Genomic DNA, 25,680 nt, shown 5'->3' with positions numbered 1-25,680 from the left:
AATAGTTATTTTCGAATAAGTAAGTTGAGTATTGTTAATGTGAGAAGCTTTGCGTTAAAAAGAGTAATAGTTGTTTTACTTCTTTAACTTGATTTCAACTTTCATTGGCTTGACGTCAGTTACAATACCTATACCTACAGTCTTACCCATGTCTCTCATTGCGAATCTTCCAAGTGGTGGTATGTCTTGGAACTTCTCTATGACCATAGGCTTCAGTGGCTTGAAGGTTACAATTGCTGCATCACCGGCTTTGAGGAAGCTCGGATTCTCCTCTACCACTTTACCAGTTCTTGGGTCTAGCTTTTGCTTTAGCTCAATGATCCTGCATGCAATGCTAGCAGTGTGAGCGTGAACTACTGGGGTGTATCCCACTGCGATGGCGCTTGGATGCCATATGACGAAGACCCTTGCCGTGAATTGATCGGCAACGGTAGGCGGGTTGTCTGGGTGGCCAGCGACATCGCCTCTCTTTATGTCACCCTTACCAACACCTCTGACGTTGAAACCTATGTTGTCACCGGGCCTGGCTTCTTGTATCTTCTCGTGGTGCATTTCGATAGATCTGACTTCACCGCCTACACCCGGTGGCATGAATACGACCTTGTCTCCTACTCTTAGGACACCAGTTTCAACCCTTCCTACTGGTACAGTACCAACACCCGTGATAGTGTATACGTCTTGTATAGGTATCCTTAGTGGTAGTTTCATCCACTTCTCAACGCTTGGTGGTTGTAGTTGATCTAAAGCTTCAACTAGAGTTGGTCCCTTGTACCAAGGCATGTTTTCGCTTCTCTTAATGATGTTGTCACCGGTCCATGCACTGACAGGTATGAATGGAATTTGATCTACTTTGAAACCCAAGCTCTTCATGAACTTCTTCAAGGTGTTGACTATCTCGTTATACCTCTTTTCACTCCACGGTGGTTCGGTGGCATCCATCTTGTTTACAGCGACTATTATTTGGTCGATACCCATGGTCTTAGCTAGCAAGATGTGCTCTCTGGTCTGGCCCTCTGCGCTCATACCGCTTTCGAATTCACCAGGCCTTGCGCTTACTACCAATATTGCAGCGTCAGCTTGACTAGCGCCAGTGATCATGTTCTTAATGAAGTCTCTGTGACCGGGGGCGTCAATTATGGTAAAGTAGTACTTGGGCGTCTCGAACTTCATGAAAGTTAGGTCGATAGTAACTCCTCTTTCTCTTTCCTCTTTTAGCTTGTCTAGCAACCAAGCATACTTGAAGCTCTCCTTACCCCTCTTCTTTGCTTCCTCTTCCAACATCTTCAAGGTCTTTTCATCGACGAAGCCTAGCTCGTATAGTAGGTGGCCCACTAGCGTGCTCTTGCCGTGGTCTACGTGTCCAATTACTACTAAGTTCATGTGAGGCTTCTCTTTCTTGCTCATGTTACCTCATTCCTCCGTTACCCACTTGACTCTGTGCGTATTTAAAAATTAGTCGACTAGTATAACATCAGTCTTATTAGATAATACCGTAATAGCTTTATCTCTTTGTAAGTTTTTCGAGAATACGATTAGATGATTTAGGTTTTATGCCTTTGGCAGCCTCTAAGTACTCGTGTTTAATTATAGGCTCTATATTTAGATCTACTTCAACGTCGCGTCCAGCATCAAGCACTTGTACAAGCGTTTCGATAACATCATGTAACTTCTCTGGTGTTGTAGCTAGCGTAGGTAAGAACCTAACTTCTATAAAGGTTCTTTCGAGACTCTCAACGAATGGTTCAGTGTTTCCTCGCAAATACTCTGTTAACCACTCATTGGGTATGTTACGTGAACTCCACCATCTAGGAATGGCTGGGTTAAATATCCACCTCTGCATTCCTTCAATAATTTCTCTCGAAGAAGCAGTAGAGAGACTCATATCAAAAGAACGGGCTAAAACTTGGCCACTGCTTTCCATAAGCATCGAAGCAAGTTCATTTAGCGAATATCCAGAGAGATCCTTACACATCGAAGTTTCTTGGAGCCTTCCTGAAAATAAATAATCTAATATGTCTTTCCATGACCGAAATACTTTAGGTAACCACGTTTCAGGTACTGTAGCCCACGAAGTTATAGCGAATTGGCGCCATAGTTCAACGCGATACTCTTTCCATGAACAACATTCTGAATTTGCGAACTTTTCTAATATACTGGGTGATATCGCGTTTATCAGTGAAAGAGTTCGTGGCAACGCATTGACTGGTACTTCCAACCATATTTGCGTAGATGCCATCGAAGCAATCTTCCAATGAGAATATCCATACCAATGAAGCAACCTATAATGACCTCGAGGAGAAGCGTTTCTAATGTACCATTTGATTCCAGGATTAGGATAGTACCCAGAAGGATATAATTGGAGACCTAGCTCAGATATCAATTCTCTCACTTTATATATTTGGTTAATTAAACTTTTGGTATTCGTAACAGGCGGGAAAGAGAACTCCCAGATCATAGAGGTAGTATCGGTCTTTAAGGTAACGTTGTTTTCAAGCCTTGTACCGACTATGTCGTTAGTACACGGATCTCTTAATATTTCGCCTTTCAGTTCCTCTTCGATGATACGTAAGAATTCGGTCCGAGTTAAAGGTTCCGATCCTTTTAGCACTAGAACCTCTAATTCACATCCAATTGAATTCAATTAAGTACACCTGGACAGACCGCTAGGTGTAGTAAAATATTATTTCGCTGAGTTAATGTTTATAGCGTTTATACAAATTATGATCGATTTTCATGACGTCTAAGATTTTGCCTACGATAAAATCTATTATATCGAGTATAGATGAAGGATTAGGGTAAAAGGCCGGGATTGGTGGAACTATTTTAACTCCCAGTGTAGAAAGTTTGTATAAATGTCCTAGTTCAATGCTTCCCAAAGGAGTTTCTCTAGGTACTAGTACTAGTTCTCGCCCCATCCTTAATGCGTTCAATGCAACACGTGTGGGTAAGGTATTTGCGAGTCCTAAAGATATGGAAGCAACGCTCTTCATCGAAGCTGGAACTATTACGACTTTATCTGGAACGTTTGAACTGGAAGCATACATTGAAGAGAGGCTAACGTCGATACCAACCCCCATACTTTTAATGTATTTGACTAAATCACATGGCTTTAGATCCGGGTACGTGCATGGTTCTTCACGTGCTACAAGTAAGGCACCTTCGGATGCTACTACGTGAACGTGTATGTTACTATTTTGCCTCAATACATCAATTAACCTAGAAGAGAGTGGTAATCCGGATGCACCAGTTATACCTACCACTATCTTCATTTCTTCGTCACCATTTGAAATAGTTCAGTAAGGAAGTTCCAATACAAATAAATTAACAACATTAGTGAAATGCCCCAAACTACTATAATAATAAAGAAAAGCCTTCTTTTTCGTGTCATTCTTTCCTTCCGGTTATATTAGAAAGGTACTTACGGAGTTTTTCAACGTTCCATTCATGGACAGTCTTTCTCCTTTTATCAATTGGAAGACCTAATTTGAGCGCTCTCTTGAAATCTAGACCAACTGCTTCAAGTTCACCCTTACTAAACCCTTTACCAGTCCTTCTCTTGGGCTTCTTACCAGCGTCCTTTCTAAGTATTGGTGTAAGTACTTCTGCCTTTGGTACCTCCATTTATGGTCACCAGCTGAACGTTCTGAGAGAGGTTATAATACTTGAATTCTCGCGCTTCTTAGGGATCAGTTTAAGAGAAAATAACAAAATAAATATATATTTCACTCAAAAGCTAGGGATGGCGTTGATCGAAATGTTACTGGTGCCTTTGCTCAGTGTGGGTCCAAATGAGATGCTAATATTACTGATACTAGCGCTTCTCCTCATCTTAGGGCCTTCGAAGATACCCGAACTGGCTAGGGGATTCGGCGAGGCAGTAAGGGAATTCAAGAAGGCAATGGAGGGTGAATACGAAGAAGAGAAACCCAAAAAGAGAGAGGAAAAAGAAGAGAAGAAGCTCACTGATGAACAAATTAGAGAAATAGCTAAGAGACTTGGAATCGAAACCGAAGGTAAGACACGAGAGGAACTCGAAAAGGAAATAGTTGCTAAAGCTAAAGAAGAGAAACTAACGGAAGAATAAATTCCGCATATAACCCTAGGTCTGAAAGGGTTACGAAATGAATAAACTTTTAAAGAAAATATTGAAACCGTTAAAATCTGCCTTTGAATGCGAAAGCGAAGCTGCGTATTCAGAGGACATTACACCACATATCGAAGAATTAATAATAAGAATTAGACGTTCGATATTCGCGTTCTTAATTTCGGTATTGATAGTAGTATTCTTTCCAATAAACTGGATTTCGTGTCCGCTATTTGGGGTTTACTGTAGTCCCAATGATGTTGGTAATATAGTTGGTGCCGAGTACCTAAAGGAGCTCTTGCGCTGGCTCGGTTACATTCCAGCAATGGTTGCCCTTCTTAGAGTAGTTACCGTAGCGATAGATAGAATGGGTATTACACCCATAATTTGTAATGCTGAAGGTTTGATGAACGCGTATGTTGTAATTATAATCTGGGGCGCCCTCATACTTTCATTGCCTTACATAGTTTACCAAATGCTATGCTACATATGGCCAGCACTCGAAAAACATGAAAGGAGAATGATAAGGAACGGGATATTGAGTACTGTTGGTCTCTTCTTACTAGGTGAGGTATTCGCAATTACTATAGTAGTGCCCTTCGGACTTCAACTCGTGGTGATATTTGGACAAGTAGCAGGTGCTGAAGTGAGGTGGTGCTTATCCGATGTCATAAACTTCGTTATATTTACATCTCTAGTAACGGGATTATCGTTCCTGTTACCCATAGTAGTTTACTATTTAGTCTTACTTGGAATCTTAAGACCTGAACAGCTAAAAGGAAGAAACTTGAGGATAGCTTTCTTAGTGATAATGTTTATAGCAGCTGTAATAACGCCTGGAGGTACCGGCGTGAGCATGCTTGCTATTGGTATACCAATGTTCGTTCTATATTATCTAGCTATAATAATGGCAGAAAAGGCTATGAGAGAAAGAGAATCGCAAGCTAATGCTTAATTTTAAGTTCATAATTAGTGCCTAAATGAATCTAGAGGTGAACGAAAATAGTTACGGCAGAGAAAGGCAAGTGTAGACCTATTCTAACCACAGACGTAGTACTAATGTATAAAGATAAAATATTGCTAATAAAGAGAGGGAGGGAGCCGTTCAAGGGTAAATGGGCACTTCCAGGTGGGCACGTGGAATGTGGTGAGAGAGTTGAAGATGCAGCCCTCAGAGAACTAAAGGAGGAGACCGGTATTGAAGGCGAGTTAGTAACTCTAATATCGGTTTACTCAGATCCTCATCGAGATCCACGAGGTCACTACGTTAGCGTTGCTTATTTGGCAATACCCAAAGAGAGAACGATGGTCACTCCTACCCCAGGAACAGATGCAGAGGATGCTAAGTGGTTTGAGATAGCTGAAATACCTTGGGAAGAGTTAGCATTTGATCATAAGGACATAATTAAAGACACTCTTAAAATGGTAATGTATTTACGACAGCAGGGTACGAAAATATGAAGATAATAAGGGTTGATAAACAAAGACCGTCTCCTAGCTTAAAACTTTTTGCCATTCTCTTGGTCGGCATCAATTTCGTTTATTCGTTTCAAATAGTTACGACTATAGACTCCTTAGGAATGATTGCAAGATCTGTCTTTCCTGGTGCTCAAGTAAAGGTTCTGATACCACCTTATACTTCACCCTTAATATGGAAACCTTCTCCGAATGACGTTGCAACTTCGCTAAAGGCAGACATTTTCCTCCAGACAGCACATTGGCCCTTTGAGGTTCAAATCGCTGAGAAAAGATTAGAACAAGGTAAGGAAAGCGTACCTCAAATAACCACCTTTAGTAACCCAGTCATTCAGCTTATGTCTCATGGATTCGTCATTCTGAGCGTTGCTAACGTTGGACTGAATCCACATGGATGGTGGTTATATGTACCCAATGTAGAATTAATAATGTCTAAGATGGTATCTATAGCATGTAAAATAGAACCATCGAAGTGTAACATGTACGTCAATAATTTGAAGACCGAATTTCACAATATTGAATCAATACTAGTACAATGCATACCTAGAACTCGAGGCTTAAGAGTTATTACAATGGTACCTGGCGAAACCTATCCGGTACTCAATTTCGGTGTAAACGTTGTTCACGTAGTTCAAACTAAGGGCGTACATACTAGCTTAACTGAACTAAGTAAGGTCAAGAAGTTGCTGAAAGGTGTAGATGCAATAGTAGTATCGGAATTCTCCGAGAAGCTTCCTATTACTAAGATAGTTCTTAAAGAAGCAAAGAAGTTAGACGTACCAGTAATTAAAATCAACATACTATGGGAAACACCAAGCACTTTCAGTAACTATTTAAGAGATGTATGTGATCAGCTCTTGAAGGTAAAATGATCGCTTTCATTATTTCGATAATACTAACAGTGTTAACGACGGTAGTTGCTGAACCAAGTCTAGTAATAGCCAGCTCATCTCTCTCTATGCTTTCCCCTACAGTATCGTGTTTCATTGTCTGTAGTGAATCAATAGGGATACTCTTTAGCTCAGGCTTGTTGGGTTTGATGGTATCGATGGTAAGTTCTATTCTACAATTATCACCGTACTATACGATATCTATACTTTTTCTTCTAAGCGTGGTATTGAGTATATTTTTTGTATATGCTGAATCGAAAGAAAAAACCGAAGAAGCCTCAGAGATAGCCACAATAATTATTACGCTTATCGTAGTAGGAGTAATGCTGACAAATTCAGAAATAGCGTTCGAAGCATTCTACCAAATAATGAAGGACTTAACGTTAGTTACCTTCGATGAAGCAGTAATATACTTCGCTATTTCATCACTTCTCGTTATAATCTCAATGCTTATTAGAGATCACATTGTCTCCATAATATTCGATAAGGAGTATGTCTCTGTTATGAGCTCTATGACGTTCTTGAGAATTGCAGTAGCTGTTTTCATTAGTGTCTTTGGAACTAGTTTAACGTCGTATTACCTAGGTCTCTTTACATCTCAAAGCTTACTCGTCCTTCCAACATTGCTTGCTGTTAGAGGATTGAGGAGGGATTTAGTGGACGTAGTTGATATAACGTATATAGCCTCAATGATATCGTTGATTATTGGAATTGAAATATCGTCCTTCTATAACGTACCAATCAGTGGTGCTGCAATAATCTTCTTGGTATTAACAATTGTATTACTAGATGTGGGGAATTCCATAGGTAAGTACCTCTATAGCCTAAAGGGACGTCCAATTGAACGGTCTAATATCAATAGTCGAGAGAATAGAAAATAAGAAGACTCGAAACGGCGTATTTCAAGAAGCATTTAATATATATAAAGAAAAGAAGGATGATATCCTAAACATTATCGGAAAGTTAATAGAAGGTGTCCCAATCTCTAAAGAGGAACTAGAGCTCGGTATAAAAACTCTAGTAATAGATCCCCAATACTTCTTTACGAAAAAGATAGTTATAATGACACCTATTGGATTTTACTTACTTCGAGGATATTCTCCCGAGGAAGTCTATTCTGTCCCTGGAACTATACTATTAGAGGGAGAGGAACTATTCCTAAACTCTATTGTCATGGATTATCACGAGTATCTCTTTGGTTATTTGCTTGAAAACATAACTGGAGGCGACACAGCATTATTTACACCTTGTTCTAAGGTGAAACCCTATCGAGATAGCTTCATGTATAGAAAGATAGAGGCTATAATAAACAAGTACGGTGTAGACGTATGGCGCTTCGTTGTCAGTGAACCATTAGTTATTGTTCCCAGGTTCTTTGACATCTATTATCCGGCAGCCCATTACGATTACCCTCCCGAGAAGCTTACTGAAAATGAAATAGAAATATACGTAAGACTCTTAAGGAAGGCATTGGGAATTTTAATGAATAAATTTGAGAAGTTCATCTATACGCTACCTAAAAAGCATAGGGCTATATTTGAAGAAGCAATAAAAGACTTAGAACTCAACATTCATTACAATCCGTACAACGTCTATTATTTCCCTAAACTAAAGAATCTCTTAGTTTCAATGGCGATATAAGGGTAACCTTTTAAATACAAAAACGTTTTTGCACAAGTGAAATGAGATTAGATGAGGGTGGGAATTATTGCTAGATATAAAGTCATTCATTGCTGAGAGAGTAAACCTTATGGAATCTTCGGAGATAAGGGAAATTTTGGAGTTAACCGAGGGAAAGAACGTTATTAGTCTTGCTGGAGGCCTTCCTGATCCAAAGTATTTCCCTGTAGAGGAACTCGCGCAGATTTCGAGTGACGTAATTCGTGAATACGGTTGGAAGGCTTTACAGTACAGCGTTACTAGAGGCGTAAGGGAATTCAGAAACGAACTTGTAAGATTTATGGAGAGAGCGGGTATTCCAGGCGAGAGACCTTATAATATAATAGTAACCTCTGGTAGCCAACAAGCTTTAAGTTTACTTTCGCAAATACTGATAAATCCGAATGACATAGTAATTGTTGAAAAGCCTACTTATCTGGCAGCAATTAACGTCTTCAAATCGGTTGGCGCAAAATTCGAAGGTGTTGGAATAGACGAACATGGAATGAAGATAGAGGAACTTGAAGAGAAGTTAAAGGAGTTTAGAAGAGAGGGTAAGAAACCGAAGGTTGTATACACTATTCCAACTGCACAGAATCCCTCTGGAGTAAGTATGAGTAATGAGAGAAGGGAATGGCTCCTAGAACTGGCAGAAGAATATGACTTCTTAATTATTGAGGACGATCCATATAGCCATTTCATGTTCGAAGATCATATAAGGTTTGAACGTTTAAGAGCTAAGGACAAGTACAGAGTGATCTATACAAGCACTATGAGTAAGATATTGGCTCCAGGTTTGCGATTAGGATGGGTAGCAGCACATCCAGATATTATTGATGCACTGGAAACTGCCAAACAAAATGCAGACTTGCATACTTCAACTTTTAATCAACTCATAGCAGCGGAGGCCTTGAAACGGGGCGTTGTTGATAGTCATATACCTAAGGTCAAAGAAGCCTATAGAGCTAAAAGGGACGCTATGTTAGAGAGCTTGGAAGAGTATATGGATGGCGTTGCCAAGTGGACCAAACCGGTAGGCGGACTCTTCGTATTCGTTTACCTTGATGAAAACCTAGATACCAAAGAGATGTTACCAATGGCTCTGAGTGAAGGTGTAGCTTACGTTCCTGGCTCGGCCTTCTACATCGATGGAAGTGGACGAAATACCATGCGGCTGAACTTCTCCTATCCAAGCATTGAAGAAATAAGGGAGGCCATAAAGAGGCTTTCCAAGGTCGTGAGGGAGTATACAGCCAAAGTTTCGGGTTAAAATAATTATTATATTTATCGCGTAGCTATGTGAATTGTTGTTTAAATCTATTTAAACCGAGCTTGAGAAGTACCCCACTGGGAGGCTAACGTGAACAAGAGGAAGGAAAAAGGAAAGTCGCATTCTAAGAGACCAGTTAGAAATACGCCACCTAGATGGGTAAGATTCAGCAAAGAAGAAATTAGAACGATGATAGTTGAACTAGCCCACAAAGGATATGGTCCATCGATGATAGGCATAATTCTACGAGACCAATTTGCTATTCCATTAGTCAAACCAATAGTTGGAAAGAAACTTGTCCAAATAATGGAAGAGGAAGGTGTGGCACCACCAATACCGGAGGACCTCTTCCATTTAATGAAGAGAGCAGTTAGAGTTAGAGCGCATTTGGCCGAACACCCGAAAGACAAACACTCACAACGTGGACTCATAGAGATAGAGTCGAAAATAAGAAGGTTAGTAAAATATTATAAGAGGGTTGGTAAACTACCACCAGACTGGCAGTACGACCCTGAGAGGGCGAGATTGCTTGTCCAACAATACTCAACGTTCTTCGAATCCTCGAAATAACTTACTAGGCTTCTTAGAATCACAACCCGACCTACGCCAAGCTTTTGAAAAAGTTAGAGAGATTATTTCGATCATCCGAGATTTCGGATACGTCCGTATATTTACTTTACCTACCTTCGAGGAACTAATTGCAGCTGGACAAGTTCTAAAAATATTAGAAAATAACGATATTCGGGCATCAGTAAACGTTTTTCCATACATAGAGACTTCTGAGGACGTTCCAGTAATTTCGATAGGGATGAGGTTTCCTTCAAAGAAAATTCCGGTTATTGAAATAGTACAAGGACCTCTAGTTAAGGACGAAAACAGGGTAAGTTTCTGGTTAAAAAATGGACTAGTTAGCTCCATAGTTATCAAAGTTCTTGAAGAAATTTTCGTTGTTAAAGATGATATCAAAGTTTACAGTTTAGTTGCAGCGTATGCCTCACTTAACAACATCGGTGAATTGGAAGAAATTTTAATTGATGAACTCGAAGAGGCAGGTATAGTTGAAAAGGGATTTACGTTTTCATTCTATAAATGGAAACAACTTCCCATACATTATTCAGTTGCTTATACTGCTATCCCATATTTCTTAGGAATTAGTGCGAACCCCCAGAAAGTGGAGTCCTATTTCAAATCAAAGAATATAGATGTTCCTTCAGACGCCACCATTCTAGATATACTAAGTGAGGAGGACAAGATTACCCAAGTAATAAAAGTCTTGTTAGAATACTTATCGAATGTCAGTAAAAGGGAAAGAAATGTAAAGGAGATACTTTATGAAGGTGTCGATCTGAAAGAAGACGCTAGCAAAAGAGGTGATTTACCCCTAATATTAAGACACGGGTTCAAGCAAGGAAGCATAGTGTTTCTGACAGTTCTAGACGTATCACTATATCACGTAGTTAGCCTAGTAACGTTGGGTAAGTATTATTACCGAGCCGAAGACCTTTATATCTCAACTTTGAAATTTAATTCGACCGAACTTCCAATCGCCCTTTCATCGCTTAAGGTAATTAATAATGTGGGAAGAAAAGGCTCACTCTTACACTTCAGTTCGATACCTCCCTCACCTACGCTTACTTTCAGAATAATACTCGATTTAGGTTATATACAAGAAAAATCTCATGTAGTAGGATTTTCTGATGGAGACCAGATTTGCGTTCCTATAGATTCTATTAGGTATGCAGGTTTCGATATAACTAACGTAATTAGAAAGGCAATAAATAAGGGATGGCAAATATCGAAAGGGTGTTTATGTAAAGTTGGCGGATCAAAGGAATTCAAAGAATTCTTGTCCTTATAAAGTAATACTAAGGATCCATTCATCTAATGTTCAAATATACTACAACGCTTTGCGTCCGGACGACGTACCTGTAAAAGATCTAGAGTATAGCTCTACAGTTGATAACTCAACTCTCCGGTACGTATTCGTTTCAAACAATATCTTAAAGATTAGAACGGCGGTAGATGACATTCTAGAGAAATTAAAACTTACAGAAGAAGTAATTAAAAAGTCGCTTCAAGCGAGTGAGTAGGGGATAAAGATTGTCATCGAGGAGGAGAGGAGCTGTTAGAGATAAATGGAGGATAAAACAATGGTACAACATCATCGCACCGGAGGTCTTCAATAAAGTTATAGTAGGTCAAACACCTGCGGACGAAAGTTGGAAAATAATAGGGAGGGTGGTTGATACAACCCTTTACGATATAACGGGAGACTTCACCTATGTTCACATCCACGTATACTTACAAGCAATAGACGTAGATGAAAGAAACTTACAAGTATTTACTAGATTCAAAGGCCACGAGCTTGCCAGAGACTACATTAGAAGTCTTACAAGGAGAAAGAGTTCTAAAGTAGAAGGTATCTTTGAAGTAACTACTAAAGACGGATACGTCTTAAGGCTAACAATCGACACGTTCACTGCCTATCGATGTCAAACAAGCCAAAAGAGAGCTATTAGGAAAATACAAAAAGAGGTTGTGGAGGAAATAGTTCCAACAGTTACCTTAGATGAGCTAATAAATATGATGCTTTTCGGTGACCTTGCAGAAGAGATAACGCAAAGAGCAAGGAAGATATATCCAATTAGAAGAACTGAAATATATAAGTCGAAGTTACTTTACGTGCCTAGCCCCGAAGGACCGGTCAAGGCAGTTGTGGTCCCACAACCGCCCGCTTAGTATTGTATCTTTAACCAGAATTGTTTTCAATTCTTGCAGAGGGACATAAGTCCCTTAAAGGACATTTTTCACATAGAGGACGTTGTTTCTTGCAAAACTTTCGTCCTAGTAATATTAGATACATATGTGCTTGCAAGGGGTTCTCAGGAAATAATTTTAGCAGTTCAGACGACACTGCCTCATAACTACCCTTAGCAAGACCTAACCTTTTAGAAACTCTGAAGACGTGGGTATCTACCGGAAATCTCTTGTGGTTGAATAATGCTAGTACTACATCTGCTGTCTTTGGTCCAATGCCGCTTATTTCTAGGAGTTTATTTCTATCTCCTTTGAGTATAGCCTTCTCTAACTCCTCTGATTTTTCACAAACGCTCTTTATAGTTTCAGCCTTTTGTTTGTATAATCCGGTAACCCTTAATGCAGACATCAACTCATTGATATCAAGATCACATATTCTTTTCCAATCACCATGAGTCAATGACATTAAGTTATTCCATGCTTTGAAGGACGCCTTCTCTGTTGTATTCTGAGAAATTATTGTGGCTATCAACGTTGCTAATGGAGATTTTGTTCTTTTCCAGACGTAAAATGCTATGAATTCGTTCTCGGGTAATTCTTTAAAGGTATCTTTTAGTCTCTTCAATGCCTCCTTAGCGAGCTCAGTAACGTCTCTATTATTTTCAAGGGGTTCTGCGTTCTTCTCAATTCCTCTAGTGCGTTGATCATGTCTCCTAGGTTCTTGAACTGAAGCATCCATGCTAACCATCCTGTAAGCACTATCATGACTGCAGATACAAATACTACACCTATAATTTTCAAGGATATTCTCCATAGATACCATTTCTTTTCAATAGGTAGCAGAATCTTCCTGTTCACGAGGAGGTACGTTACTTCTCTCAATATACCAAATATTAGACGTGCATCGAAATAGAGTAAAATAAGTAGAGGTACGACTATTAGGGACGCTAATAGGTATATTTGGTTCTTGTTAATGAAGTCGAATAATTGGTCTCTATATTTTATTATTTCAGATGGTAAGTTCTTCAAGATTTCTTGTATGTTCCGAAGATCGACAGGAAGACTTTGGGAGTATGCAATTACTAGTAACGTTGTTAAAACTAGGACTCCTCTAGCAAATGCCAGACCCATGGTTTCTCACCGTTTTTACAACACCATATTTTGGGAGCTATCGGATAACACAATCCCCTTTTAGAATGGATTGAATGTATCCATATAAGGATTATTAGAATCAGAAAGGGTAATAACTCTATTCGATATCCGCCTAGGATACATATTAATTCATATAATAGGATAAGGATCCTGCTTGTACTCAAGTCTAGAGATAGCCATACAATAGTAAGTAAATCGTTATTTAGTTGCCAAATGTAAGTCGAGATAGCAAATTCCCAAACGTAACACATAGTGGCTCTAAGTGGACTAGGATTCCTCACCTCATCAGTACTCGGGTTCCTCTTCATCGCCCTTTCGATTTCTCATACCAAGTCTTATACCATTCAGGGAGGTACTCGTATCTTTCGGTCAATGGATCGGGAACTCCGGCTTCCATAAATGCTCTTAATCTAGTTATGCATGCCGGACATTTGCCGCAAGGTCTCGTTCCACCTCTATAGCATGTCCACGTTAGCTCCAAAGGTACTCCAAGTTTGACTGCCTCTCTAACGATATCTGATTTCCTAGCCTTTATGAAAGGTGCATAAATCCTTATTGATGCTTCTCTTCCTTGGGCTCTTGCATTGAATACAACCGACGAGCCCTCGTTTATAGCCTTTTCTAGTGGTTCAACGAACTCGGGTCTAGTATCTGGATATACAGGTTCGTCTTGTGAATAATCTGTTCTATGAAACCCGACGCTTATAATCCCATGCGAATCGCTACGTTCTATAAGGAGCTTTTCTAAGAAGGCGGCCGCTACTGAGATTAAAACCAAGTTCCTTTGGGGTACGTAGGTAGATGGTACTAAACCGGCCCTCAGTTGAGATGCGTCAGGAACGTTACCATTGAGCAACGACGAGGTCTTAATAACACTGTAAACGTTAGTCAAATCAATAACTAAGTGAGGTACATTGTAGTATTCAGCTAGCGCCTTGGCCGACTCTATTTCCCTTTTATGTGTTTGACCGTAAATAATTGTTAGCGTGACGCTGTATTCAGGAGAGAAATCTCTCAGTGCCTTTGCAAAAGCGGTAGCTGAGTCCATACCTCCCGATAACAGCCCTACCAGTATCAAACTTTCCCCAACCCCTCAAATCGAAATAATGATTTTAGAAGTGTGCATTTATTCAATCTACAATCCTATACCAATTATCCCGCTCCTTGGGCGTACATCCAACTTCTTTAATTAAATTCTCAATTCTTTGAGTGGTCGGAATCTGAATCCTCAGTCCAGTAGAGGGAATAACTTTCTCTTCATAGAGTGTTCCTCCCCAATCGTTAGCACCGAATTTAAACGATAGTTGGGCAACTCTTTCTCCAACTGTTAACCATCCGGCTTGGATATTTGGGATAACCTCCCTGAAGGTTATACGTGCAGTCGAGATAATCCTAAGTAATTCGTAGCCGCCATAAGGATATTTTATCTCGAATTCGCGACTAAGTTCCGTATTATTCGGTTCGAAATTCCATGCAATAAAGGCAAGACTACCCGGAACCCTTTCGTTGAGTTCATATAATCGATAGAGGTGTATTGCTCTTTCATAGACAGTTTCTATATGTCCATACATCATAGTAACAGACGTTGGTATATTTAGTTTGTGAGCCTCTTCAACTATTCTGAGCCATGTCTCGGTAGATATCTTATTAGGGCTTAGAATCCTTCTTACTCTCTCAATTAATAATTCAGCGCCACCGCCCGGTAAGGAATCCATACCAGAGTCTTTCAATCTTGAGAGCAGCTCTCTATAACTCATTTTATATTTCTTGGAAAGGTAATCGATTTCGACCGGGCTTAATGCGTGGATTGCAACCCTATTCCGAGTAACTCTTTTTATAGATTTAAATAAGTCTTCATAGTACTCGATTCCAAGAAGTGGATTCACACCGCCTTGTATTAGAACTTGTCTTATACCATATTTTTGCCAATACGCATAAACCTTCTTGACAGCTTCTTCAATACTCATGGTATAACCATCATTTATGTCTCTGTAGAAGGCACAGAACTTACACTTAATTATACATATGTTCGTATAGTTTAGAATCATATTCTTTATATAGGTACATATGTCGCTATGAAGGACTCTTTTAATAGTAGTAGCTACTTTTCCCAGTACCCACAGTTCATCCGATTTAAGTAAAGCGTAAATGTCGTCTACGTTGAGCTTCTCCCCTTTTAAGCTTTTTTCAACTATAGATGCAATATCCGATTTATTTACATCAGGATCGCGAAGCACTACTCCTTCTATTGGTTTCAAAGCGTTATCCCCTCAACCACCGTACGTTTTCAAGGATGATATCTAGATCTGCTTTGTAAATACCTATTGCGTAATCAGCAACCCCACCTATCCAGAAAATTTCGTTTCCTCTTTTCAACAATCCCGAACCATATATAACCATAGGTCTATCTCCATACAATTCTTCTATTGTTGAAGGCCACAGTAAGTAATCGCTTATTCCTAATAACTCACCTTGCGAATTTACCACAGCGATACCGTTTGAATATATTAAGTTTTGATCTATTCCGTGCCATCCTATAAGGTATTCGTCCGACCCTATTCTAACTGGTGGCGTTGAAACTCCAACTTTTACTTCCCACGACTCATTAACCATAAAAACGTCCATATTTTTGTAATTTAATCTCCATGCCTCCTCGTCAGTTTCCAGCACACCTCGCCATATTACTTCGTGGCCGGCGACAAGAGGCCTAGTTAATATGTTTACTGTCTTACTACTATACTTGAGAGCTATTGTGTTCTTCCAAGAAGGTAGTTGATAGTCTGAAACGCCATCTGAGAGGTATAAGACGCCCTTTTTGGTTACTTCTAAGGATGTTGAATCGATTATAGCATAACCTTGCTTTGGCCATAAGCTACCATCTCTTAATCCGACTGCTGTATAAAATATTAAGAAGTCATTGAAGTATTCATGTGCTCTCGGATCTTCAGTCCCTCTTTTGATTTCATTAGGCGTAGATGGATATAAAACTAGCTTTGTGTTGAGATTCAGTTGAGGAAGCGCCTCTACTTCATTAATTTTTATTTTACTATACCCTATGGACGAAACGTAATCGTAGTAATCAAAGATTAGACGAATAAAGAGGTGAACTTCGTTATTCTTAGAAATTAGAGATGGATTAAATGCAGTTAAAGGTCTTCTTGGATAGTTTGTGACGGAGATTTGAGAAGCAGTTACGTAACCTATGCGTTCAAATACATTTGGAACTTTCTTCTTCTTTCTTATTCCCCGTAGAGACTTGTATGAGTTTAAGATCTTTCTTACCAAAGTTTCTTCGACCGTTTCAAGACCCATGACGTCAGAGACCCATTAAGCCCCTTACTTAGAAGGTACAAAAATTTCGAAATCCGTGACGATAACCTCTACTTAAAAAGAGCTATTAATTCATAAGAATTTCGCGTTTCTTCAAATATTCTAGTAAGTTGTAATAGGCACGTATTCTTGAAATGTTGGGCATGTGCTTCGGACCCGGGTTCTTCATGAAGAATGCATTGAATTCGTATACGGTTCCTCGTTCGCCCTTATCTAATAAAGCTTTACTAATTCTTACTGCATCCACCGCTAAGCCGGCTAATGCGGGAGAATCGTTTATCCTCATATTCACTATCAATTCGTCTATCAGACCATTGAAGGTTATCCATTCGATATCCATTGAAACAAACTTCCTATCTCCTATTTCCTTAATATATCCTGTAGGTTTAATGTAGTGAGGAGCATCGTAACCCAATATATCCTTAACAATACTTGATTTCGTTTTCTCCTTCATTAAGTTCCTTTCGGGTATTGAAAGAGCTAAGAAGTCAGTATTACCGCCTATATTAAATTGAACTATATATCTAACATATCTATTCCTCTCCTTTAAGTGCTCTAACAAATCAGCAGTCAATGGTGTGGCCCCGGTAGCTCCATCATCTCCTAATATTACAGAACTAGCCTCTTTGTATAGTTCAACAAATACGTCACTGTTAGCTAGAGGTGACGGTATGAAGTTTACGAACGCAATTGGCTTTTTAGAATCTATTGCTGCTAGGTACGTGGCGAATGCATATGCTTGGGAAGCACTTAACCTACCTTCCTTAATTCTACTTTTCAAGTCCTCCACAGACTTAACGTCCTCAACGTTTTCTGTAGATATTAAGTTTAGAACGACGTCAACTGACGATCTCTTTAAGTCTCTTGTTATCTCCTCAATGGCATCCTCTAGACCGATTTCTTGGTCTAATCCTATCGGTTTGAAAATCTTGTCTAGGCCTGCACTTGACCCCCCTAAAATCCCCTTCTTAATCTTTAGCTGCGGTATTGAGTCAGGAATCGGAACATCAACGTTAATGTTCCTTTTAATAACTTCACGTAGTTCATGACCAACTTTATCTTCGTCTACATCGTATACTGTTACCACTTCTTCATCAGTAAAGTTATATGGGAGTTTGAAATCAGCAAAAGGTACACCATAAGGCTTCAGTGTGCCTTCACGTAATCTGTATAATCCTGTTATGTAATGCATAGAAACTAGACCAGATCCGAATATACCTACTTTGATTGTCATTCGAGTACCACCGAGCGTTTATTAAGAACGATGGCGTTTATAGTGTTTCACAATGGAGTAACGCTCATACAAAACGATCTATCCATTAATAATAAAATGAAAATGGGTCCGTTAAGGCTACTTTCTCTTCCTTCCTTTTCCTCCCTTCTTAAACTTACGACGAGCACCACCTTTACGAGGAGGTCTTCTAGCCGGTGGTGCCTTCTTTTCCTCTTTCGCTTCTCTCTTAGGTGGTTTCGCATATACCCTCTTTATCTCTTCGATCCTCTCTCTCAGTTCTTCTCTTAGCTTATCACTTATGTCCCTCCCGGTGAAGTAGTCAGTTCTAGCGGCTATCGCTAACTTGGATGCTAGCGCCCTAGCTATTTTACCTCTTTGCCATTTAGGTGATCTATGTATCTCGGGATACTGGAATATAACTCCGTGTTTCGGTGGTTTTCCACCGGTCCTAAGGGCTCTAAATAAGGCCTTTTCTGCTCCCAGTACTTGTATTGTAGAGGCTGGCATCTTCGCTAATTGCTCTAGGCTTCCGGCTAAGGATAGGAGTCTAGCACCTAGAACGGGACCCACTAAAGCGCTTACGTTTGGTGCAACATCTCTCATTATATAGTCTATGTATTCAGTTAAGTCTCGTCTTAAGGAGTACATGTTGTCAATAATTGAAGCTAGTTTGACGAGTTCTTCAATATCCCTCTCTGTTAAGTCAGCACCGGTGCTTCTCTTCGCAGCCTCTAATATCCTCTTGGCTAGTTCCTCGCTTAATCCCATCTCTAGCAGACCTTCTAGCGTTATGTTATCTCTATTCCCAAAAGTTCTAACTATTTTAGCATAGGTTTCGTGATCTTTTATTAGGTCATCTAGTTCCGGGAAGTGTAAGCTATACCATTCTCGTAATCTTGCCATTAACAAGTTCGTTATTTTGTCTATGTCGTCAATGGTCCTTACAGCATGAATTGCTAACTGGTCTCTCTTTTCGGCCACACTCCTAAGCTTCCTTCTAACTACTTCTATCGTTACTCGATGTAACCACTCATAGAATTCCTCTTTTGTGTCAAAAATTCCGTAATCAACTACTATATTGGAAATCTTTTCGCGAACGAAACGAGCTTTCTCATTTGCTGGCTCAACTTTTACATCGAAGCCCATTTCAGAAGCTAACCTAGATTCAAGATCTGTTTCGAATACTAAGGTGTCCTTGAAACCCTCTTTCTTTAACTCTTCCAAGAGCCTCCTTGTCCAAGTTGCTAGGCCTACAGGCCCAACTACACTTCCCTTTCCTTGCCATCCTTCTATTAATAGAGCATTGTTTACCGCCTCATTCAAGTCCTTCAGCGGCGGTTCAAATCTCTCTATTTCATTGTTTTCATTTACTAGAAACGCGCCAGCGGTGTGCTGAACGAGCCACTTCAAGTTCTAGTCCCTATACCAGAAGCCGCTATTACCCCTTTATATAGTGTAGTAACTGCTTTCTCGCGATTTTTATTTCGTATCACAACTTGCTTATGATTTCCTTTATTATTTCGTCTTCGCTTTTCTGTATAGCCAATGTTTCGCGTCTTCTCTTCTCACATCTCTTTACGTACTCAGTCCTAACTTTCTCAAGTTCGTCTTTATTTAAGTGGATTTCTACGTCCCAAGGAGACGTTCTAGTGATCGTGACAGAATAATCGTTTACATAGAGTATAGGATTATTAAGAATCCTTTTAAGGTCTTCACAAGACGCCTCTTGAATAAAACTGTTTAATTTAACTTCAAAGTCAACTGAATTCTTGAGTTCCTTATCGCTAAGTACGTATCCACATACGATGCATGTTCCATCTGGCCCAACTGCTTTGAAACCGCACCTCGGACAAGTACCTATTGGTCCACCGTTTCTTTGACTCCACGCAAGTTCCCATAAATGACGTATCTCATCTATTCTCGATGGATCGAGCCTCTTGGAGATATCTATTAGCTTATCAATGTATTCAATGACAAATGGTCCTATATAACTTAATATGAATTCGAACTGATCTGGAGTTATAGAGCTCGGATCCATGGAGTCTAGAAGCCTTGAAGCTATTATGGAATATATTTTGTCTTGCCCTCTTCTAATTGCGTTTACTAGTGTTTCCGGTTTAGGTTTTGTTACTCGATCTCCAATAATTTGTATTAAGATATCTTTTAGTAGCGCTTCCATTTGCTCATCGCTTAGACCCAATATATCGAGACCAACCATTCTAGCTACTATTGGGGCCATTTTACTTGCGTATTCCTCTGGGTTCCAACTTCGCCTCCTAACGCTTTTCTTAGATTTCTTCTTGGGACCTTTTTTCGGCACTTACATCACCATATAGAAATCTTCAAGTCGTATCAAGGGTTAGAGAACAACCTTTAAGTCCTTAAGGCAAGTTGAATGAAAATTAAATAAATTTAAAAGTCTTTATTCTGACGAGTCGGTTAGCGCTCTCTCACATTCAATACAGAAAGAGGGGTTTAGTAAGGCTATTAGTTTTCTTTTCATTAAATCTAATATAGCTACGCTCGCTGGCTTCATTTCTACGTTTATCTTCAGTTCCCCTAAAACCTCTTCCAGCTGGGGGTTGTGGGATATATACAGAGCTCCTGGATGAACGCTTTCAAGTAGTACTCCTAAATTGAGTTTTCCAGGTGCTAGGAAGTCCGCTTTCTCCACTCGCACGTTTTTGAAAAATTCAGCTATAATGCTTGCCGTTTCCATCGCCCTTTTTAAGGGGGAGGTATAGATAATTGATGGTCTCGTGAGGCACTTGGCTACGGCCTTGATTTCCCTTCGTCCCTCTTCCGTTAGCCCTCTCTCCTCATCTGGTTTCGATTCAGATTTAGGCTCAGCTTTTCCATGTCTCATTAGCATTATGATAACCATAGTTCTCCTACCATGCTCGCTATTCCGAAAGCACCTCTAAAATTTGGACGCTTGGGTTAAATGGTAGGGTAAATAATTGACGGTGATAGCGTTTTCGGATGTTCACGTACCTCGCTACTTAGCCCTTTTGGAAAGATCTATAAGAGATTACAGTGGCAAAAAGATAGACCTCGTTCTAATGGCAGGCGATTTAGTTGAACGATCCAATGTACCTAATCTTAAATTGTTATTGGAAACCTTGTACAAATACATCGAGGTCCGAAAAATAGTGTCAGTTTTCGGTAACGAAGAGTATAGGGAACTTGAAAACGAGTTTAGAGCACGCTATCCTGAGATAACTTGGTTAAACGATGAGTATACCGTTACTGAAGCTGAAGGAAAATGTCTGTCCATTGTCGGTTCTCGGGGTTCTTTGGTAAAACCCACTTCATGGCAGAGAAAGAATATACCTAACATTGAAGAAGAATATAAAAGAAAGCCATATATAATTAGAGAACTAATTAACGAGGCTCGGAAAGAATGTGAAAATGTAATATATTTGAGTCACTATGCTCCAACATGGAGAACACTAATAGGTGAGAGAAGACAAATATGGCCCTACTTAGGCGATCCCCGAATAGAAAAGGTTTTACTAGAAGAAGGGGTAAAGATAGCTATCCATGGTCACGTTCATAGGGGTCGCGTTAGTTTTGCAAAAATAGGAGATTTAACGATATTCAATGTGGCATTGCCCGCTCGGGGAAAGGTCACTCAGATAAATCTTGATACGTAATCGTTATAAAACATCGCGGTAGAGCGTGCGAACGGAACAGAAGAATGGACCTTTGGAAACCCTTGGTCGTAGCCGAGTTGCTTTACCTATATGCTACGGCCCCAATACTCGAAATAATACTTGAGAACAAGCTACGAAGAAAGGACCTATTTGCGCTCACTTTCGCTACGGGTTCTTTATTACCACTTTATGCATATGCATCCACTATGCCTATTTGGCTTATTCCAATTATAATGTCACATCTAATGGTAGCGTTAATGGTTAAAGAAGAAGGATGGGAATTCCTGTTCTCACCTTATCCATACCTTCTCGGTGCGTCCTTGATGTCGTTGATATATATTAGGAGCGTGGTAGTCAGATGAAAATACTCGTTATTGGAATAGGCGAAATAGGGAGACATATAGCAAGTACGTTAAGTATGAGAGGTCACGACGTTGTTGCGATAGATAAAGATAAACACAAATGTGAAATACTCTCAAGAGAAGCAGACGTTTCGGTCTATAATAGGGATGCGACTGATCCAAAATTATACGAAGAGATAGAACTGGAGACATTTGATATGGTTATAGCTACCACTGATAGGGACGAAGTAAACCTCTTCGTGGCGGCAGTAGCACATGAGTATGGTATAAACAAGATAATAGTTATAACTAGGACTCAAGAAGCGGCACATTTGATTTCAACTCTGGGTTTCGCAACGATAGTAATTCCGTCCTCTGTAATATCGGCGAAGATAGTAGAGAGTTACGTAGAAGGTCAGTATTCACTGCTCCCTGTAATAAAAACTCTAAGCGGAGAGTATAGCATATACACTATCGCTATAAGTCCAGGCGATAAGGCAGTGGGAATGAAAGTAGGAGAATTGAAAAAGGAATTGCCAAAGGAATCAATGATTCTGGCAATTTTTGATGGAGAGAAATTTATTGAACCTGAAGATAATGTAATAATTGAAGAGAACTACATCCTAATATTATTGGTTCCCGCTGGCGAAGAGCAGATAGTGGAAGGTGTCATTAGGTGATGGAAGTGATGATGGAAAACCTATTGATAGGAGTAATTTACTTTATTGGGGTAATTACCCTATACTACTTAATATCCTCGAAATTACTTGGAGAATTGAGATCGAAAAAGGTAATCCCACACGGAACTACGCACGAATTAGAAGTTATGTTAAAATGGTTGTTTATAGGCCTGGGCATATTCGGATTAGTGGTAGTTCTCATTAATATAGATATGTTAGCTCTACTGTTGATTACAATTCTTGTAATCTTCAGCCTGATATCAAAAGATATAATCGAATCTGCGATGTATTATCACTTCCTAGTGGTTACTAAAGCCATATCACACGGCGAGTACGTAATTATGACTAGAGGCATTCGTGGATGGATAAGGAGGCTTACTCCTTTGTACGTAGAGCTAAGCGGGGAACAAGGGGAAATAATAAGGATACCTAATAAGCTAGTTGCATCGGAACCCATAAGAATACCAGCTAAGGCGTTACCACTGACTATTGTGATTAAGCTATACTTAGAAAAATTGGATGATATCGAAAGTTTAAATAAGGCGGTTCAAGAGGTAGTTAATTTTACGAAAAGACATGCAATAGTACCACCAAGGTTTAGGATAAGAACCATTACTACAAACTCCGTTGAATATGAAATTACATATGGAATATCAAATCCAGAATCTTCTAATATAATAATTAAGAAGGTTGCCCAGAGATTACAACAGCTCTTCAAAGAGGGAGTTAAATTTGAAGTTAAACGCGAACACTCGATTATAAATAAACTATAAACACCAATAACTTTAGCTTATCAATCATTGTAAGATAATGGGGTAACAACAATTGAATAGTAATGAAAAGGAGATTAGCAAAAAGATTGGGTGTCTAGAAGTTAGGCTAAGGTCAAATTCAATCTCGGTAACTAACGTGGAAAGCTCCGAGGTTAAGATACTTCGATTAATTGTCTATTATAATTATACTGTCGAAACACCCGACAAGAAGGTAGTGAAACGTAGAGGAAAGGAAGAACTTGTAAAAAATATAGATCTTACTCCTGGGGCAGTTTTCAGTACTAAGTTTGACATAGAAATTACTGGAGTCCGAATAGTATACCTATGTAATGACGAACTAAGAGACGATGAAATTATCTTTGAATAAAACTGTCTAATGGAATTAATTACATAGGGATAAAAATAAATTGACGTGCAAAGGATTCGTAACCTATATAGATAGGTATGCTTCAACAACGAGTATCTATGTTTATGTTAATTGTGATGAAAGGAGAGGTAAAATAAAGGTTCCAAATGCAATAAATTCCTTGTTAGAATATGCGGAGAACTATAGGATCAATATTATACCTGTCAGAGGTGGGCCGGTTAAGATTAAACTAAATAGCTTCGAAAACGCCTTTGAAATATTTTCATTATCTCAAAAAAGTTCGTTTATAATCGACTTTACAGCATATATCAAAAAATATTTCTATCCAATAATATTTGATACAAATATCATTAAAGGATACAACAACGTCTTCAGAATAAAGGACGCAAGGACGACCTTCACTAGAAGTAAAGAGCTTACTGGAATCCTTGCTCTACATTCTGATGAATCCAAAAATTTCGAGTTAATAGACGTTAGATTCTTACGTTCATTAATAAAAGGTAAAAATATAGACTGTATTGATGTAGCTGCATATCCTCCAAATACTATTGTAAGAGCTATAGATAATGACGTTCAAATAGTCCAATATCCTAGCACTATAAGAGGCAAGATCAGATTACAGGAGAAGGTTATTGGATGTGCCGTATTCAATTACTCAAACTTGTTGGCGTTACATACCGAATCCAACTCAGTGAAAATTTATTCTCGGAGAGAGAAAAACTGGATAAAACGACATGATTTCGCCTTTAAAGAAGAGATAAGAGATATCCGCTGGAGCATCCTCATGGGTTCGCTTAACTTAATCATCGATTTTCCGGAAAGACTAGACGCTTATAATCTTAGAGGAGATAGGACATCCATTAATCTAGGCCCACATCTATCGGCTAGATTATCCCCACTAGGGAATAGGATTGCTGTGGCATATACTGACAAAATAGACATTATCGATACAGTAACTGGTGATGTAGTTTTTGAGAAGAATCTCGAAAACGTTAGAATTATGGAATGGACACCCTATGGAGATTACTTAGCGCTTTGTAATCAAAATGCATGCTATATTTATTCTGATTTAACTCAAGAAATAGTTGTTGGAAAAGTCTTTAGGAGCACTATCTCCTCAGTTTGGTGGAGTCCCAGAACACTTTCTCTATATCTCGTAACATCGTCTTCCATTAATATATGGTTCTTCGATCCGTATCTAATTACTAACAAGAACCTAGTAACTCGTCTTTCCATTGTTGAATGAACTTAGGAAACGCCTTATCAGGCTCGTACCCTTTCTCTGGAACTCCTTTAAGTACTTTCAATTTCGCTAACTCTAACGCCTTGTCTATCTGTGATGATTTAATTAGGTTGAATACATCTGGATCCAACATGACGTACCAGTATGTTTGAAAACGTACCTTAGGATCCTTTATTTCTCTTTTAACCCATTCCTTAAATAATCGGGAAAACTGATTTATTGAATGAAGTAAGCTATTTCTGCGTAAGCATTCCTCTATTACATAAAGAGCTATGTGGGCAGCTACTCCAGCAGCTCCTTCACTAGTTACAGCGAACCTTATACCATCTACGGAACCTTCAAATGGTACATGTATATGACTCCTCTGTGCATCAGTAGCATCGTTTATGAACTTTCCTAGGACTTGTGCAATTGAAAATACCTTGTCATTTAACTTCTTTGAATTTGTTGCTATTACAACTATATCTGCGTCCTTTATCGCACGGATTACTTCAATATCGTTATCTAAATCTTTTTTCTCAATGACTATTTTGCCACTTTGTGCCATCTCTTTAAGCTTCTCTGTGAAATCGTTTGCTACAACTTTTACCTTTGCACCCGCCTCTAGGAACTTTAATGCTCTCCTTTCCCCCACTTTTCCTCCGCCTACTATAACGACGTTTCTACCACTAAGATCTATATATAAAGGAATCCTCACTCTCCCGAACCTAGTTAGATGAAGAATGATGGCTTATTAGGTAATTCATAATGTTCCGGCGCACATGCCCT

General features: G+C 39.3%; 31 protein-coding genes. 17 read left to right on the top strand and 14 right to left on the bottom strand.

Features of this window, described 5'->3' with window-relative positions; translation table 11 throughout:
- Positions 1 to 75: 75 nt before the first annotated feature.
- From tuf to EYM_RS03455, 4 genes are all read right to left on the bottom strand, one after another.
- A complete protein-coding gene (gene tuf, locus EYM_RS03470; protein WP_075049695.1) occupies positions 76 to 1,404 on the bottom strand; it encodes a translation elongation factor EF-1 subunit alpha in 1,329 nt (442 codons plus the stop codon).
- A gap of 97 nt (positions 1,405 to 1,501) precedes the next feature.
- Positions 1,502 to 2,641, bottom strand: coding sequence for a hypothetical protein (locus EYM_RS03465; protein WP_075049694.1), 1,140 nt, complete (start codon positions 2,639 to 2,641; stop codon positions 1,502 to 1,504).
- A 52-nt stretch (positions 2,642 to 2,693) separates the two neighbouring features.
- Positions 2,694 to 3,269 (bottom strand): UbiX family flavin prenyltransferase, encoded by a 576-nt coding sequence (locus tag EYM_RS03460; protein ID WP_075049693.1) that lies wholly within the window; start codon positions 3,267 to 3,269, stop codon positions 2,694 to 2,696.
- A gap of 115 nt (positions 3,270 to 3,384) precedes the next feature.
- A complete protein-coding gene (locus EYM_RS03455; RefSeq protein ID WP_075049692.1) occupies positions 3,385 to 3,621 on the bottom strand; it encodes a 50S ribosomal protein L13e in 237 nt (78 codons plus the stop codon).
- Between the two features lie 133 nt (positions 3,622 to 3,754).
- Here EYM_RS03455 and EYM_RS03450 point away from each other — a divergent pair, with 133 nt between their 5' ends.
- The 11 genes from EYM_RS03450 to EYM_RS03400 all read left to right on the top strand — a co-directional run bounded on the left by EYM_RS03450 (position 3,755) and on the right by EYM_RS03400 (position 12,118).
- Positions 3,755 to 4,084, top strand: a complete 330-nt coding sequence (locus EYM_RS03450; protein WP_420806573.1) for a twin-arginine translocase TatA/TatE family subunit — start codon at positions 3,755 to 3,757, stop codon at positions 4,082 to 4,084.
- Positions 4,085 to 4,121: 37 nt separating this feature from the next.
- Positions 4,122 to 5,039 (top strand): twin-arginine translocase subunit TatC, encoded by a 918-nt coding sequence (gene tatC, locus EYM_RS03445; protein ID WP_075049691.1) that lies wholly within the window; start codon positions 4,122 to 4,124, stop codon positions 5,037 to 5,039.
- A gap of 104 nt (positions 5,040 to 5,143) precedes the next feature.
- Complete coding sequence (locus EYM_RS03440; RefSeq protein WP_075049690.1) at positions 5,144 to 5,545, top strand: NUDIX domain-containing protein; 402 nt, start codon at positions 5,144 to 5,146, stop codon at positions 5,543 to 5,545.
- Entirely contained in the window at positions 5,542 to 6,432 is an 891-nt protein-coding gene (locus EYM_RS03435) for a metal ABC transporter solute-binding protein, Zn/Mn family (protein ID WP_075049689.1), read from the top strand. The genes EYM_RS03440 and EYM_RS03435 overlap by 4 nt, the downstream gene beginning before the upstream one ends.
- On the top strand, positions 6,429 to 7,331 hold the full coding sequence (locus EYM_RS03430) for a metal ABC transporter permease (RefSeq protein WP_075049688.1): 903 nt from the start codon (positions 6,429 to 6,431) through the stop codon (positions 7,329 to 7,331). The genes EYM_RS03435 and EYM_RS03430 overlap by 4 nt, the downstream gene beginning before the upstream one ends.
- Positions 7,291 to 8,091, top strand: coding sequence for a DUF5591 domain-containing protein (locus EYM_RS03425; protein ID WP_075049687.1), 801 nt, complete (start codon positions 7,291 to 7,293; stop codon positions 8,089 to 8,091). The genes EYM_RS03430 and EYM_RS03425 overlap by 41 nt, the downstream gene beginning before the upstream one ends.
- A 109-nt stretch (positions 8,092 to 8,200) precedes the next feature.
- A complete protein-coding gene (locus EYM_RS03420; RefSeq protein ID WP_075050604.1) occupies positions 8,201 to 9,379 on the top strand; it encodes an aminotransferase-like domain-containing protein in 1,179 nt (392 codons plus the stop codon).
- Between the two features lie 90 nt (positions 9,380 to 9,469).
- Complete coding sequence (locus EYM_RS03415) at positions 9,470 to 9,949, top strand: 30S ribosomal protein S15 (RefSeq protein ID WP_075049686.1); 480 nt, start codon at positions 9,470 to 9,472, stop codon at positions 9,947 to 9,949.
- Entirely contained in the window at positions 9,909 to 11,237 is a 1,329-nt protein-coding gene (locus EYM_RS03410; protein ID WP_075049685.1) for a hypothetical protein, read from the top strand. Before EYM_RS03415 ends, EYM_RS03410 begins: the two co-directional genes overlap by 41 nt.
- Positions 11,197 to 11,469 (top strand): KEOPS complex subunit Pcc1, encoded by a 273-nt coding sequence (locus tag EYM_RS07990; protein ID WP_075049684.1) that lies wholly within the window; start codon positions 11,197 to 11,199, stop codon positions 11,467 to 11,469. Before EYM_RS03410 ends, EYM_RS07990 begins: the two co-directional genes overlap by 41 nt.
- 10 nt (positions 11,470 to 11,479) lie before the next feature.
- A complete protein-coding gene (locus EYM_RS03400; protein WP_075049683.1) occupies positions 11,480 to 12,118 on the top strand; it encodes a 30S ribosomal protein S3ae in 639 nt (212 codons plus the stop codon).
- 10 nt (positions 12,119 to 12,128) lie between these two features.
- Here the strand turns inward: EYM_RS03400 and EYM_RS03395 are convergent, their stop codons facing one another.
- The 9 genes from EYM_RS03395 to EYM_RS03355 all read right to left on the bottom strand — a co-directional run bounded on the left by EYM_RS03395 (position 12,129) and on the right by EYM_RS03355 (position 20,736).
- Complete coding sequence (locus EYM_RS03395; RefSeq protein WP_168050187.1) at positions 12,129 to 12,875, bottom strand: endonuclease III domain-containing protein; 747 nt, start codon at positions 12,873 to 12,875, stop codon at positions 12,129 to 12,131.
- Positions 12,758 to 13,267, bottom strand: a complete 510-nt coding sequence (locus EYM_RS07885) for a hypothetical protein (RefSeq protein WP_075049681.1) — start codon at positions 13,265 to 13,267, stop codon at positions 12,758 to 12,760. The genes EYM_RS03395 and EYM_RS07885 overlap by 118 nt, the downstream gene beginning before the upstream one ends.
- 325 nt (positions 13,268 to 13,592) lie before the next feature.
- Positions 13,593 to 14,366 carry a 7-cyano-7-deazaguanine synthase gene (locus tag EYM_RS03385; RefSeq protein WP_083495027.1) on the bottom strand — a complete coding sequence of 258 codons (774 nt, stop codon included), beginning with the start codon at positions 14,364 to 14,366 and terminating at the stop codon, positions 13,593 to 13,595.
- A gap of 52 nt (positions 14,367 to 14,418) precedes the next feature.
- A complete protein-coding gene (locus tag EYM_RS03380) occupies positions 14,419 to 15,546 on the bottom strand; it encodes a CofH family radical SAM protein (RefSeq protein WP_236943435.1) in 1,128 nt (375 codons plus the stop codon).
- 4 nt (positions 15,547 to 15,550) lie between these two features.
- On the bottom strand, positions 15,551 to 16,600 hold the full coding sequence (locus tag EYM_RS03375; protein WP_075049680.1) for a glycoside hydrolase family 130 protein: 1,050 nt from the start codon (positions 16,598 to 16,600) through the stop codon (positions 15,551 to 15,553).
- Positions 16,601 to 16,685: 85 nt separating this feature from the next.
- Positions 16,686 to 17,852 (bottom strand): inositol-3-phosphate synthase, encoded by a 1,167-nt coding sequence (locus EYM_RS03370; RefSeq protein WP_075049679.1) that lies wholly within the window; start codon positions 17,850 to 17,852, stop codon positions 16,686 to 16,688.
- Between the two features lie 117 nt (positions 17,853 to 17,969).
- On the bottom strand, positions 17,970 to 19,262 hold the full coding sequence (locus EYM_RS03365) for a C/D box methylation guide ribonucleoprotein complex aNOP56 subunit (RefSeq protein WP_075049678.1): 1,293 nt from the start codon (positions 19,260 to 19,262) through the stop codon (positions 17,970 to 17,972).
- Between the two features lie 79 nt (positions 19,263 to 19,341).
- Positions 19,342 to 20,172 carry a hypothetical protein gene (locus tag EYM_RS03360; protein ID WP_075049677.1) on the bottom strand — a complete coding sequence of 277 codons (831 nt, stop codon included), beginning with the start codon at positions 20,170 to 20,172 and terminating at the stop codon, positions 19,342 to 19,344.
- A 102-nt stretch (positions 20,173 to 20,274) separates the two neighbouring features.
- Positions 20,275 to 20,736: a SixA phosphatase family protein gene (locus EYM_RS03355; RefSeq protein ID WP_075049676.1), complete on the bottom strand. Its 462-nt coding sequence runs from the start codon at positions 20,734 to 20,736 to the stop codon at positions 20,275 to 20,277.
- A gap of 82 nt (positions 20,737 to 20,818) precedes the next feature.
- On the opposite strand from EYM_RS03355, the gene EYM_RS03350 reads away from it, so the two are divergent.
- The 6 genes from EYM_RS03350 (at position 20,819) to EYM_RS03325 (ending at position 24,915) form a co-directional block, all read left to right on the top strand.
- Entirely contained in the window at positions 20,819 to 21,508 is a 690-nt protein-coding gene (locus tag EYM_RS03350; protein WP_236943448.1) for a metallophosphoesterase family protein, read from the top strand.
- Positions 21,509 to 21,552: 44 nt separating this feature from the next.
- Positions 21,553 to 21,870, top strand: coding sequence for a hypothetical protein (locus EYM_RS03345; protein ID WP_075049674.1), 318 nt, complete (start codon positions 21,553 to 21,555; stop codon positions 21,868 to 21,870).
- Complete coding sequence (locus EYM_RS03340; RefSeq protein ID WP_075049673.1) at positions 21,867 to 22,529, top strand: potassium channel family protein; 663 nt, start codon at positions 21,867 to 21,869, stop codon at positions 22,527 to 22,529. The genes EYM_RS03345 and EYM_RS03340 overlap by 4 nt, the downstream gene beginning before the upstream one ends.
- Positions 22,529 to 23,302 (top strand): mechanosensitive ion channel family protein, encoded by a 774-nt coding sequence (locus EYM_RS03335; protein ID WP_075049672.1) that lies wholly within the window; start codon positions 22,529 to 22,531, stop codon positions 23,300 to 23,302. The genes EYM_RS03340 and EYM_RS03335 overlap by 1 nt, the downstream gene beginning before the upstream one ends.
- Before the next feature lie 136 nt (positions 23,303 to 23,438).
- On the top strand, positions 23,439 to 23,669 hold the full coding sequence (locus tag EYM_RS03330) for a hypothetical protein (RefSeq protein WP_157058749.1): 231 nt from the start codon (positions 23,439 to 23,441) through the stop codon (positions 23,667 to 23,669).
- A 40-nt stretch (positions 23,670 to 23,709) separates the two neighbouring features.
- A complete protein-coding gene (locus tag EYM_RS03325; protein ID WP_075049670.1) occupies positions 23,710 to 24,915 on the top strand; it encodes a hypothetical protein in 1,206 nt (401 codons plus the stop codon).
- Here EYM_RS03325 and EYM_RS03320 read toward each other — a convergent pair.
- Complete coding sequence (locus tag EYM_RS03320) at positions 24,875 to 25,609, bottom strand: precorrin-2 dehydrogenase/sirohydrochlorin ferrochelatase family protein (RefSeq protein ID WP_075049669.1); 735 nt, start codon at positions 25,607 to 25,609, stop codon at positions 24,875 to 24,877. The two genes, EYM_RS03325 and EYM_RS03320, sit on opposite strands and share 41 nt — an antisense overlap.
- Positions 25,610 to 25,680: the final 71 nt, after the last annotated feature.

Source organism: Ignicoccus islandicus DSM 13165 (genome assembly GCF_001481685.1).
Taxonomy (GTDB): domain Archaea; phylum Thermoproteota; class Thermoprotei_A; order Sulfolobales; family Ignicoccaceae; genus Ignicoccus; species Ignicoccus islandicus.
The sequence above is the reverse complement of the archived record's forward strand: the minus strand, read 5'-3'. Positions and strand labels throughout refer to the sequence as shown.